Below are 13,296 nucleotides of genomic sequence, written 5' to 3'. Positions count from 1 at the left end.
CAATTTTTATATTAAGCACTGGGTCATACAATTCGTGGGCAGTTGATAAATTTACATCTTCAATTTTATCAACAATATAAAAGGCTGTTTTTGGTTTTAATTGCATTAAGCCTATGGCTCCTTTATTTGAGAAACTGTCAGCTATAAAGGAGCTTTCAACTTTTATCACAGATAATACAAGATATGGGTCTATATTATTTTTCTTTGATTCCCTAAATATAGTTATTGCAACCTCCATCAAGGTCTTATTGGTTTCTCTAAAGTTTATTTTTAAATAATCATAGATATTGAAAAGTTCAGTAAATTCTTTTACGCTTTTTTTTAATTTATTATATTTTTTTTCTAGGTTTTTTAAGATTTCAGTATTTTTACTAATTTTTTCTTTATGTAAGCTTATTTGGTAACTGCATATATTGTTAGCTATGAAGATAGTTAGATATATGCATAGAAAAACTGTTGTTAATACTAAAGTTATATATAAATTCTTTTTCATCTTATTGAATTTTAAGTTTTATTATAAATTGCTATCAATCAATTCTTTTGTTCTTTCTGCGTCATTAAACAGTGGTTGTCCATATTCCTTTTTGCCAAAATTTCTTATTATTTCTTGGCCACCTTCTGAAGTCATGAATTCAAGAAATTTTTTTGCATATTTATTATATTCAGAGTTATCATAATTCATCATTAATGCATGATAAACATTTAATAGAGATTTATCACCTTTAAAAAGCAGATCAAGTGACGGATATTTATCTTTACTTGTTATCCATGTGGTATTTTCTGGCATGAAATATCCTTTTAGTTTATTTGCTCTTTTAAGGGTTTCAGTCATATTGGCATTTGTAACTATATACCATTTACCTTTATCGGTAATACCTGTTTTTTCCCATATTTCAAGTTCTTTCATATGCGTTCCAGATTGATCGCCCCTTGATAAAAATTTAGCTTTCTTTTCTGCAATTAACCTGTAGGCCTCTACAGCATCTTTTGCTTTTTTTATGCCCGCAGGATCATCTTTTGGTCCAACAATATAAAACTCATTTGAACAAACAAGCTTTCTATTTGTTGCCCATCCTTCTTTAACAGCATTTAATTCTGCCTTAGCTGAATGCACTAAAACTAAATCAACCTATTTTTGATGAAGAAGCTCTAATGCTTTACCTGATCCAGCATAAACATAGCATATACTTACATTGTATTTACTAGTGAAAGGTTTTGATAAAGCTTTGAGTAAACCGAGTCTACCAAGGCTTCCTGTAGCAACACTTATAACATTTTCGCTGTTACCATATAGGGACATACATTTTGTATCTGCTAATAGTATTGTAGGTATTATTAATATATTAATGACTATAAATAATAAGTATTTTTTTATATTCATTTAATTATCCTTTATATTTTATCCTATGTTTTACAATTTATAATAATTTTATATTAGTTCAATAAATATATTATAAAATAGATTGGCTTTGATATAATATATTGATCAACTTTTCTAAAGCTTGTATAATTAAATATTAGAAGGGTGAATAAAGATTAAGAAAAGTGCTTTATTTTTTTTAATTTTATCTTTATTGTTTTTGAGTTATATAGATTATCTATATGCCGTTAATATAGAGCAAACGGAAATAAATGAAAATAAAGGGTTAAAAACAAATAATAATCAGACTAATTTATATGATAACCCAAGTGTAGTTATAAGGCATAATGGCAATATGGATCCCCTAAAGATTCATTACAATCTCAATTTAGTTGATTTACATTGTGATACACTGCTAAATATATCTGACAATAATACAGATATAGCTAAGAGAAATAATATCGGTCATATTGATATACCCAGAATGATAGGAGGAGGAGTTGATATACAAGTTTTTGCAGCATGGGTTGCACCTGATTATTACCCAGATAGGTCATTTGAGAGAACAGCCACACTAATAAAAGCCTTTAAGGGAACAGTAAGAAGCACCTCTGTCCTTGAACAGGCATATAATACATCTGATTTAAAAAGAATAAAAAAGGAAGGAAAAATTGCAGCAATCCTTGCTATAGAGGCTGGTGATGCCTTAGAGGGGAAACTTGAAAATTTAGACTATTTCTATAGACAAGGTGTTAGATATATAACCTTAACGTGGAACTATAGCAACCAAATTGCTGATGGTGTATCTAAAAGCTTTAAAGGCTCAAATAGGTCAAATGGCGGACTTACCCCTTTTGGTAGGGCAGTTATAGAGAGGATGAATCAGCTAGGTATGTTAGTAGATGTCTCTCATCTGTCAGAAGAAAGTTTTTGGGATGTTATTAAGGCAAGTAAATCACTAGTTATTGCAAGCCATTCTAATGCATGGCAGGTTTGTAACCATGAGAGAAATCTTAAAGATGAGCAGATTGTTGCCATAGCAAGTAAAGGGGGTGTGATTGGTGTTGCAAATGTAGCTCCTTATTTAAATGACTCTGGAGAAGCTACAATAGATGATATTATTAAGCATATAAACTACATTGTAGATTTAGTCGGTATTAACCATGTATCAATAGGATCTGATTTTGATGGAACAGATGAAGTAGCTAAAGACTTAGAGGATTCTTCTTATTTTCCAAACTTGACTAGAAGGCTAATTGAGGAAGGTTATACCTTAGATGATGTAAAGAAAATAATGGGAGAGAATTTTATAAGAGTTTTTAAAGAGGTGTGTAAATAGTAAGGGCAATATAATTATGTATGCTGATATTATATTAAATAGTGTAGGTGAAAAGAGAAATATTATAACAATGGAAAGTGGCAACCCCTTTGAAGAAGCTTTAGCAATTAAGGATGGGAAAATAATTGCAATTGGTTTAAATAGAGATTTAGAATGCTTAAAAGGTTCAAAAACAAAGGTAATTGATTTAGATGATAATATAGCAATGCCTGGTTTTATAGATGCACATGCACACTTTATAACCTATGGTACAAATATGCTTGGAATAAATCTAAAGTCAGAAGATGTTAAATCTATTGGGGATATAAAAAATAAGGTAAGAGAAAGAGCAGAATCATCACCACCTGGTAAATGGATAAGAGGTTGGGGTTATGATCACACCAAGCTAATTGAAAAACGCCATCCAGATCGTTTTGATTTAGATGAGGTAGCTAAGAATTATCCAGTAATATTGACGAGAACCTGTGGCCATATAGCAGTTGTAAATAGCAAAGCACTTGAGTTAGCAGGGTTAAAAGATGATGCATCTGATCCACCAGGTGGTAAATTTGGGCGTTATGATGGTAAACTTAATGGGGTACTCTATGAGAGTGCTCAAAGAAAGGTCACTGCAGCTGCTGCGTTTACTCTAGAGGAATACAAAAGTGCTATTAAGCAAGCTAATTACGGATTTCTAAGTAAAGGTATTACAAGTGTAAGTGATGCAGGTATGGGCGGTCGCCTTGGTATACAAGGGCTTATAGAAAGTTTTGTTGAACGTAAAATTCAGGTTAGGGTTAATCTCTTTGCATCAAATATTTTGGGGGATAATATTGGTGATTATTTTCTAGAGACAGGTTTAACAACAGGTTTTGGCAATAATTTTATTAGCTTAGGTCCATATAAGGTTATGGTTGATGGATCAAGCAGTGGTCCAACCTGTGCTACACGCAAAGCTTATACATCTGACATAAATAATACAGGTATATTATATTATACTCAAGATGAGCTTGATAGATTGATAGAGAAGGCTCATATACGTGGTTTTCAATTATCTGCCCATTGTGTTGGTGATAAAGCTATAGAAATGATGTTAAATGCAATTGAAAAGGCATTCAAGAAGCACCCAAAAAAACACTTTAAGGGTTTGAGGCCACGTATAGAACATTGTGCAATATGCCCAGCCGATCTTGTTGAACGTATTAAGAGATTAGGGGTCATACCTGTTGTTCAGCCAATATTTTTTCATGAGTTTGGTGATGGATATATAGAAAATTATGGAAGAGAGCGAACAAATTATATGTTTCCATTAAAAAGCTTCATTAACAATAACATATTAGCCGCAATGAGTACAGATGCTCCCGTTAGCATGTTAGATCCCCTTAAGAATATATATGAGGCAGTTACAAGAAAGACATTGTCAGGGAAAAGTTGTGGTCAGGCAGAATGCATAACAGTATATGACGCACTCAGGGCTTATACATATAATAGTGCCTATGCCTCTTTTCAAGAAGATATTAAAGGTAGTTTAAAAGTTGGAAAGCTAGGGGATGTTGTTGTGCTTTCGAAAAATATTTTAGAAGTACCTATAGATAATATTAGCGATATTAAGGTAGAAATGACTATATCTAATGGAGAGATAGTTTACATAAATGAAAGTTGATTAAAAAGAAAAATTCAACTTGCGATGTTGAAGGAATGGCGTATGTATGCGGAAAATCTGACTTGCGAAGTCAGAGGATTGGCGTATAAATAGGAAAACTTTAACTTACGAAGTCGGCAGAAAGTTGGGGAGCTGTTATATGTCTTTTATGGAAATTGTTATATTAGAATCTTTCCTTTTATATATTTCTAAAGAAGCGTCATTTAATTGGATAACATTGCCATTCTCAAATTTAAAAGCCTGATCATGTCCAGGAATAATTATTTTGTGTGCAGCTAGTATTTTTTCTATGGATTTATTTGCCAAATCTTGACTGTAATAAGCGTGACTTGTTTTACAAGTTTTTGCTTCTATGACATATTTTAGCGCATCACCGGTAAATATGCAATCTTCAGTTTCAAATCCTATAGAACCTTTTGTGTGACCAGGCAGTGGCACTATTGTGCCATTATAGATTTGTACACCAGGTTTGACTTTGATAAATTGTTTTTTAAAAAAGCTAATAGAAGATTTTACATAGTTTAAGTCGCCGTTTTCTTTTGGTTTTGTTGAAAGTGCATAATCTAATTCTTCTTCAGTAGTATAGACTTTGGCGTTTGGAAATAATTCTATATTTATAAAATGATCAAAATGCAGATGCGATAGTATGATAAACTTAATATCTAAAAGATTAATATTTATAGCTTTTAGATTTTTAATAATTGTTTCTCGTGCACCCTCTGAACCTGTGTCAAACAAACCTAAATAATTGCCGGATTTTATTAATGATATGCTACTCCAACCCACAAAACCTCTACTTGAAGTTATCGGTAGACCATTTAAAATTGGTTGCCACGTAGTTGAATTCATTTTTAAAACTTACAACCTATTACAATATTGAATAGCTTTCATTCTTTAAATTACAAATAAACATATGCCCTGGCACATGCGTTATTATTATATCAGGTTTTGTTTTCATTGCAACTGTTTGGGGCATCACACCGCTTGACCAAAAACAGGCGCTTTACCATCACCATCATTAAAATTCTAACTTGCGAAGTTGAAGGAATGAAGGTGAAATCTGCCATAGCACTTAAACTTAAGTGCTCGGTAAATCTGACTTGCGAAGTCAGAGGATTGGTGTGGGGATGCGGAAAATCTGACTTGCGAAGCAGAGGATTGGCGTATAAATAGGAAAACTTTAACTTGCGAAGCGGGAGATAGTTATAAGTAAGAACATTTTAATAAATATGAACTTTTTATTGAGATAATCGTCATAATTATAAAAGCAGAAGGAGGAAGATATGACAGTAGATCCAATTAATGGAAATAATATTAAAGGAAGTGATTACTTGCAAAAAAGTTCACAAAAGTCCTCAGATGTAAAGATTAATTCCAAAGACAATATAACCCCGCAGGCAACTACTATAAATACAAAAAGTGGTAGTGTAAATCCAGTTTCAAATTCAATGTATGCAGGTGATAAAAATAATATGACAAATAAGAATCCTGTAAATTCAAATGTAGATTCTTTAGATCTCTCAGCTCAAGCTAAAAATGCGTATAATAATAAAACACCGACTAATAACAAAACAGATAAGGAAGCAGAAAATACAAATGATATTAGTATAAAAACGACAAAAAGTAACTATAGTAGCCAGGAAGATAAAATTAACAAAAAATAGAATTAATTTAAAATTGTGTAATTAATTTTTGCAGTTAAACAATAATAACCTTAACTTCTTTATAATCATACCCCTTTTTTAGGGGTATGGTTATTTTTAAATCTTAACAAAGGTAAAATTTATTACCGGAAAATAAACATAATATTAAAAAAATATAAAATTAAGTTATAGCCTGTGAAGTTTGATTTAATTTAAAGGATTTAAAATTATATAATAAGCTACAAAAGATTTTGCCGAAAATGAAATATAATCTTATGCCGGTAAGTTTGATAGGGGTGGGATTAAAAATTGTTTTATAGATTTTTGGTCTAAAATGACTTCATTAAATTGATTATAAGAATCCTATAAATATATTATTAAACTATGAAATTAACTTAAGTTATCTATATTAAATCAATAATTTATATAAATATTTTAATAATAAATTAGATTGATATTAAATAAAATAAAATATAAAATGCTACAATATGATAACCATAAAAGAAATAGCTAAACTAGCGGGTGTTTCAATAGGTACTGTTGATAGGGTTTTACATAATAGAGGGAGAGTAGCCAAAGAGACAGAAAAAAAAGTAAGGGAAATTATAGAAAAATATGATTATAAGCCCAATATTTTTGCAAGTCAGTTAAAGAAAGGTATAAAATATAAGTTTGCAGTATTAATGCCTGAATATACGCAAGATGGGGGATATTGGAATATACCATTTAAAGGCATTAAAAAAGCTCAAAGGGAGCTAGTTAGGGTTAATACTTCAATTGATATATATTTTTATGATAAATATAGTGTTACTTCATTTGATAAAACTTTTAATAAGATTATCACTTTAGGCTATAATGGCTTATTGATAGCACCTGTTTTATTTGAGACTGTTTCAAAGCTAATAGACAAGATACCTAAAGATACCCCTTATGTTTTTTTTGATTCATACCTACCTGATAGTAATCAACTTTCATTCATAGGGCAAGACCCCTATATGGGGGGTTTTGTTGCTGGCAAACTTATGCATTATTTATTAGATGATTTATCGAAGATTATAACCTTTAAATTGATACCTGAAGATTATCATATAAATGAGCGTGTCAAAGGTTTTGTAGATTATTTTAAGCAAGATAAAAAAAATGTACAGGTACACAATATTAAGGGCTATAGCACCACAGAGGATATATTTAAAAGCATAGATAAAATTATAAAAAATAATTTAGATATTGAAGGAATATTTTTTCCTACAGCACTAACCTATATGGCTGCCAAATCAATAGAGAAGGTTAATAAAAAAATATACCTTATAGGGTATGATTTGCTAGAAGAGAATAAGTATTATCTAAAAAAAGGTTTAATAGATTTTATAATTGATCAAGATCCATATAAACAAGGATATGAGGGAATATATTCATTGTATAGGTATATTTGCCTTAAAGAGAGCATAAAGAGTAAAATTTTTTTGCCTATAAATATTGTTATAAAGGAAAATTTAGAGTATTTCTATTCGTTGTAATAAGATTAATTTTCTAATTATTCTATTTATATATTAAATAATTTATAAAACTGCTTAATAATTCATTATATATTGTAATCCTCGAAATTGTTTAAATAAAAATTTTATATAAATTGTAAATTTTACTTGACAATTAAAATAAAAATCTGGTATATGAATAATAGTGAGTGTTAACGTTAACTTACAAAATTTAATTTTAATTTTTATTTATTTTTTGTAGGAGGTGATAGTCTTATGGGCTCTAAAGCTATCAATAAGGCATTAAGATTCATATTAATATTTTTATTTATTTCAAGAATGATCTCAGGAGGTGCACTAATGTCTCAAGTAAAGGTAGAACAATCTGTTTTTGGTACTTTAAATGGCAAGAATGTAAGAATGTATACATTAACAAATTCTAATGGTTTATCTGCTGAAATAATTGAATATGGAGCGATACTAAAATCATTAAAGGTTCCAGACAAAGAAGGTAATCCAATTGATATTGTATTAGGTTATGATTCTCTAGAAGGATATCTAAAGGATACATTTTATTTTGGTGCAACAATTGGCAGATATGCCAATAGGATTGCAAATGGTGAGTTTAGACTAGATGGTAAAACCTATAAACTAGCGAAGAATGATAATAATATAAATCATTTACATGGTGGCAACAAAGGCTTTAACAAACGATTATGGAATTCAGAGGTTATTAAGAAAGAAAATAAATCAGGGGTAAAACTTACTTATCTTAGTAAAGATATGGAAGAAGGTTATCCTGGTAATCTAAAAACAGAAGTAATCTACACATTAACTAATGATAATAGATTAGAAATAGCTTATAAAGCGACAACAGATAAAGCCAATGTAGTAAATCTAACAAATCACAGCTATTTTAACCTAAATGGAGAGGGCAGTAAAACTGATATATTAGATCATATTATTAAGATAAATGCAAAGTTTTATACCCCAGTAAATGATAACCTTATACCAACAGGAGAGATATTAAAAGTTGTAGATACACCCTTTGATTTTACTTCACCACACGCTATAGGTAAGAATATTGAAAAACTAGATCCTGGTTATGATCACAACTATGTATTAGATAAACTGCAAGATGAATTAGCTTTAGCTGCTTCTGTTTATGATCCTGATACACATATAAAAATGAAGTTATATACAACGCAACCTGGTGTTCAATTTTATACAGGCAATTTCTTAGATGGTAATATGAGTGGTAAATCTGGAATGCATTATAATAAACACTCAGCCTTTTGTTTAGAACCACAACATTTTCCAAATACACCTAACATAGGTCATTTTCCATCAGCTGTTTTGAGACCTAATGACACCTATAATCAAAAGATTATTTATGAGTTTGAATTAAAATAAAAATTATAGGAGTTGAAAATGGTTGCATTTGGTTTATTAGATTGGATTGTATTGGTTTTATCTTTCATTGGGCTGTTTGCAATAATATTTTGGGTTGTTTATATAAAACAAGAAACTGATACAGACTATTTTCTAGCAAGTAGGGCTGCTGGATGGCTTGTAATTGGAATGTCTATCTGGGCTTCAAATATTGGTTCTGAACATTTAGTGGGTTTAGCAGGAGCAGGAGCTGAATCTGGTTTGGCTATGGCACATTGGGAAATGCATGCTTGGTTGATATTAATACTAGGATGGGTTTTTGTTCCTTTTTATTCAAAGTGCAGAGTCTTTACAATGCCAGAATTTTTAGAAAGGAGATTTGATTCACGATCTAGGTATATATTGTCAGTTATTTCAATAATTAGCTATGTTCTTACGAAAGTTGCAGTAACAGTTTATGCAGGTGGGATTGTTTTTAAGTATTGTTTAGGTATTGATACGCTGTGGGGGATAGATTTTTTTTGGATAAGTGCAATAGGCTTAGTTATTATAACAGGCCTTTATACAATAGCTGGGGGAATGAGGGCTGTATTGTATACATCTGTTATACAAACACCAATTATTATATTAGGTTGTGCACTGATTCTTATTATTGGTTTAATAAAACTAGGTGGTTGGTCTGAATTGGTAGCAATCTGTGATAGTGTAAAAACAGGCTATAATGGTGATACAATGATGACACTTGTTAGATCTAGTAGTGATCCAGATTTTCCATGGACTGGTGTACTCTTTGCTGCTCCAATAATTGGATTTTGGTATTGGTGTACAGATCAATATATAGTGCAAAGGGTTTTATCGGCAAAAAATATGAAAATGGCAAGACGAGGGGCGATATTTGCCGCTTATTTAAAACTTACTCCAGTTTTTATATTTTTAATTCCAGGAATGATTGCCTTTGCTTTAGATAAAAAGGGTATTATAACTTTGGAATCATCTGATGCAGCATTTCCTACACTAGTAAGTACATTACTGCCAGCTGGTTTTAAGGGTTTAGTTGTTGCCGGTTTGGCTGCAGCTCTTATGAGTTCCCTCTCTTCATTGTTTAATTCGTCAGCAGCTTTATTTACTGAGGATTTTTATAAAAAATATAAACCCAATAAGGAACCTCACCATTATGTTGTTGTAGGTAGGATTGCTACAACTGTAATCGTTATTCTAGGAATATTGTGGATTCCTATTATGAGAGGTCTTGGAGAGGTATTATATAGATATTTGCAGGATGTTCAATCTTTACTTGCACCAGGCATAGCTGCAACTTTTCTTCTTGGTGTTTTTTCAAAAAGAGTAAATAGCCATGGAGCTTTTTATGGTTTATTAGCTGGTATGGTTTTGGGGTTATTTAGATTATTCTTAAATGTTATTGGTATTCCCGAAGATACTTTATTATATAATATATTTCTTTCACATAACTGGTTACACTACTGCATATATCTTTTCATATTATGTATAATTCTGATTCTAGGGATTAGTTATCTTACTAGCAAACCATCTGATGAAAAGGTAGCTAATTTAACAATATATACAATAACAAAAGAGGATAGAAAAGAAATAAGGAGTACTTGGAATAAATGGGATGTGATACATACTGTCATAATCCTAGCATTTATAGTTTGGTTTTATGCTTATTTTTGGAAATAAAATAAATAGGAGGATTAGATGCATGGGGGTATAAAACAGAAGAGAAAGGAGGATATTTATGAGTAAAGGTGTATTTGGTCTTATAGTAGCAAACAGGGGTTTCTTTCCAGCCGAGTTGGCAAGAGATGGAAGAAAGAATTTGATAGATGTATTAGATAAAAATGGTTATGAATCTATTGTCTTGTCTGAAGAAGACAGTAAGTATGGATCAGTTGAAACATTTAGTGATGCTAAAAAGTGTGCTGAACTTTTTAAAAGAAATAAGGAAAAAATTGATGGTATTATTGTAAGTCATCCAAACTTTGGTGAAGAAAAAGGGATTTTAGAAGCTATAAGGTTATCAAAACTAGATGTTCCTATATTAATACATGCTGAGCCTGATGATCCTGTTAAAATGGGTATTGAATTTAGAAGAGATTCTTTTTGTGGTAAAATCAGTGATTGCAATAATCTAAGACAGGCGAAAATTCCCTTTACATTAACAGAAGATCACACTGTAAGTGTATTATCTCAAGAATTTATTGAAGAATTAGATAAATTTTCAAAGATTTGCAAAATTGTAAAAGGATTAAAATATGTAAGATTAGGTGCAATTGGTGCTCGCCCATCTGCATTTAACACAGTTAGGTATTCTGAGAAAATACTTGAACGATACAATATAGCAGTTGAAACTGTTGATTTATCTGAAATTTTACATAATGCAATGAGATTGAAAGATAATGATGAAAAAGTAACTGAAAAGGTAGCTAATATTAGAAATTATTTTGATAGATGTAGTGTAGATAACGATAAGTTAATTAGAATGGCTAAGTTTGGTGTTGTTATTGATAAATGGGCTAAAGATAATGAAGTAAATGCTGTTGCTATACAATGTTGGACATCTTTAGAGGAAAATTATGGTATTGTCCCTTGTACGATAATGAGTATGCTAAGTAATTCGTTATTACCAGCTGCCTGTGAAGTTGATGTAACAGGTGCTTTGTCTATGTATATTTTGCAACTTGCAACAAATAAACCATCAGCAATAATGGATTGGAATAATAATTACAGTTCTGACAAAAACAAATGTGTATTATTCCATTGTAGCAATATTGCTAAGTCATTTTTAGAAAGTCCTGAGATGAAATATCAACAAATTATAGCAGGAACGGTTGGCAAAGATAATACATATGGAACAGTGGAGGGCAGAATAAAATCTTGTAAATCAACATTTTTTAGATTAACAACCGATGATATTAATGGTTGCATAAAAGGCTATGTAGGAAATGGTGAATTTACTAATGATTCATTAGAAACCTTTGGTGGCTTTGGGGTCTATAAGATTAATGATTTACAAAAATTGATGCACTTTATATGTGAAAATGGTTTTGAGCACCATGTAGCAATAAATATGGGACATGTGTCAGAAGCAATAAATGAGGCACTTAACAAATATTTAGGGTGGCATATTTATATTCATCAATAAAGATAATTTTGTAATATAACCTATATGTAAATATAACTATATGCAATATTAGCGTTAATTAATCTTAATCATCGTTAATTAATCTAAAAGTTAAATATGTAAAAATGTAGAAAAATTAGAAATAATGTATTGCAAATAAAACAAAAACTCTTATTGTCTCACAAAGAATATAAAATAAAAAGGAGGCAATAATGGATATTCTTAAAGATGAAGATATTAAACTAAAGGGAGTTCTATTTGATTTTAATGGGGTATTGTTACCGGATAGTGAACTACAAGAAATGACATGGAAAAAATTAAGCTATAAAATAAAAGGAATAGATTATAATATTAAATATTTGAGAAACGTAATACATGGTAGAGGCACAACAGATCTTATAAAATTATTAATTGATAGCAATATTAAAGATGGAGATATTCAAAATATTATGAATCTGAAAGAAGAAATGTATAGAGAACTTTGCTTATCTAATAAAGAATTGTTTAAACTAACACCAGGTGCTATTGAATTATTTGAGAGACTAGAATTTTATAATATACCATTTACCATTGCAAGTTCTGCCAGTGAAGCTGATATGAGATTTTATTTTGAACATTTAAATCTTAATAAATGGTTTAATTGGAATAAGATTGCATATTTTGATGGTAAGGTTAAGACTAAACCAGCACCAGATTTATATATATTAGGCGCAAAAAAACTTAATCTTGATCCAACTGAGTGTTGCGTTATTGAGGATGCAGTAGCTGGTATGCAAGCAGCTAAAAATGCTAATGCTGGTTTTATTGTTGCTGTATCAATTGAAAGGGAACTTCCTGCTGAGGCAAAAGATTTAGCTAATATAGTTATATATTCATTAGATGAATTAAATGATGATTTTATAAAAGAATATTTTGGCATCAAGGAAATGGTTGATTTTCCATTATATTATATTGCAGGTATTGGTTATTAACAAGCTATAAAAAGAAGATCATTATTTTTTATTAATACTAATGTAAGGCAAACAACTCGTTCAAACCATAGTTACTTATTGGTAAATGTAGAATTAATTTAATTAGCAATTTTTTATAATAATTTTTTACTTGACATATAAAATATGTATGTTTAACTAATTATATAGTGTTGTTAACGTTAACTTATAATTAAAGTTTATTTATTAATGGAGGCACTTATGAAAATTGAGTCTCATACAATTTCCCATCTTACAGATGTTGCAACCCTCTGCAGAGGCGACATCCTAACAATGACAACCCTAGCAGGTAGTGGCCACCCTGGTGGTTCAAT

At 30.4% G+C, this 13,296-nt stretch carries 11 protein-coding genes and 2 pseudogenes; 8 read left to right on the top strand and 5 right to left on the bottom strand.

Going from position 1 to position 13,296, the window contains the following annotated elements; all coding sequences use genetic code 11:
* The 3 genes and pseudogenes from SVN78_04790 to SVN78_04780 form a co-directional block, all read right to left on the bottom strand.
* Window positions 1–493: transglycosylase SLT domain-containing protein (locus SVN78_04790; GenBank protein MDY6820919.1), on the bottom strand; the 493-nt coding region annotated here is incomplete at its 3' end.
* 21 nt (window positions 494–514) lie between these two features.
* Window positions 515–1,117 (bottom strand): annotated as a pseudogene (locus SVN78_04785) (substrate-binding domain-containing protein).
* Window positions 1,118–1,129: 12 nt separating this feature from the next.
* Entirely contained in the window at window positions 1,130–1,300 is a 171-nt protein-coding gene (locus SVN78_04780) for a hypothetical protein (GenBank protein MDY6820918.1), read from the bottom strand.
* Window positions 1,301–1,580: 280 nt separating this feature from the next.
* On the opposite strand from SVN78_04780, the gene SVN78_04775 reads away from it, so the two are divergent.
* Together SVN78_04775 and SVN78_04770 are read left to right on the top strand one after the other, a co-directional pair.
* Window positions 1,581–2,699, top strand: a complete 1,119-nt coding sequence (locus SVN78_04775) for a dipeptidase (protein MDY6820917.1) — start codon at window positions 1,581–1,583, stop codon at window positions 2,697–2,699.
* Window positions 2,700–2,715: 16 nt separating this feature from the next.
* Window positions 2,716–4,341 carry an amidohydrolase gene (locus tag SVN78_04770; GenBank protein MDY6820916.1) on the top strand — a complete coding sequence of 542 codons (1,626 nt, stop codon included), beginning with the start codon at window positions 2,716–2,718 and terminating at the stop codon, window positions 4,339–4,341.
* 135 nt (window positions 4,342–4,476) lie between these two features.
* Here the strand turns inward: SVN78_04770 and SVN78_04765 are convergent, their stop codons facing one another.
* Both SVN78_04765 and SVN78_04760 read right to left on the bottom strand, forming a co-directional pair.
* The gene (locus SVN78_04765; protein ID MDY6820915.1) at window positions 4,477–5,190 is read right to left on the bottom strand and encodes an MBL fold metallo-hydrolase; all 714 of its coding nucleotides are present in this window, start codon (window positions 5,188–5,190) and stop codon (window positions 4,477–4,479) included.
* Between the two features lie 19 nt (window positions 5,191–5,209).
* Window positions 5,210–5,335: pseudogene (locus tag SVN78_04760) on the bottom strand (DUF1445 domain-containing protein).
* 289 nt (window positions 5,336–5,624) lie between these two features.
* Here SVN78_04760 and SVN78_04755 point away from each other — a divergent pair.
* The 6 genes from SVN78_04755 to SVN78_04730 all read left to right on the top strand — a co-directional run bounded on the left by SVN78_04755 (window position 5,625) and on the right by SVN78_04730 (window position 12,964).
* The gene (locus tag SVN78_04755) at window positions 5,625–6,005 is read left to right on the top strand and encodes a hypothetical protein (GenBank protein ID MDY6820914.1); all 381 of its coding nucleotides are present in this window, start codon (window positions 5,625–5,627) and stop codon (window positions 6,003–6,005) included.
* Window positions 6,006–6,472: 467 nt separating this feature from the next.
* Window positions 6,473–7,501, top strand: coding sequence for a substrate-binding domain-containing protein (locus SVN78_04750; protein MDY6820913.1), 1,029 nt, complete (start codon window positions 6,473–6,475; stop codon window positions 7,499–7,501).
* Between the two features lie 234 nt (window positions 7,502–7,735).
* Window positions 7,736–8,872 carry an aldose epimerase family protein gene (locus SVN78_04745; GenBank protein MDY6820912.1) on the top strand — a complete coding sequence of 379 codons (1,137 nt, stop codon included), beginning with the start codon at window positions 7,736–7,738 and terminating at the stop codon, window positions 8,870–8,872.
* Window positions 8,873–8,890: 18 nt separating this feature from the next.
* Window positions 8,891–10,549 carry a sodium:solute symporter gene (locus SVN78_04740; protein ID MDY6820911.1) on the top strand — a complete coding sequence of 553 codons (1,659 nt, stop codon included), beginning with the start codon at window positions 8,891–8,893 and terminating at the stop codon, window positions 10,547–10,549.
* A gap of 58 nt (window positions 10,550–10,607) precedes the next feature.
* Window positions 10,608–12,014 carry an L-fucose/L-arabinose isomerase family protein gene (locus tag SVN78_04735; GenBank protein MDY6820910.1) on the top strand — a complete coding sequence of 469 codons (1,407 nt, stop codon included), beginning with the start codon at window positions 10,608–10,610 and terminating at the stop codon, window positions 12,012–12,014.
* Window positions 12,015–12,205: 191 nt separating this feature from the next.
* Window positions 12,206–12,964 (top strand): HAD family phosphatase, encoded by a 759-nt coding sequence (locus SVN78_04730; protein ID MDY6820909.1) that lies wholly within the window; start codon window positions 12,206–12,208, stop codon window positions 12,962–12,964.
* The last annotated feature ends 332 nt before the right edge of the window (window positions 12,965–13,296 follow it).

Source organism: Deferribacterota bacterium, assembly GCA_034189185.1.
Taxonomy (GTDB): Bacteria; Chrysiogenota; Deferribacteres; order Deferribacterales; family UBA228; genus UBA228.
This window is presented reverse-complemented; position numbering and strand designations above follow the sequence as displayed.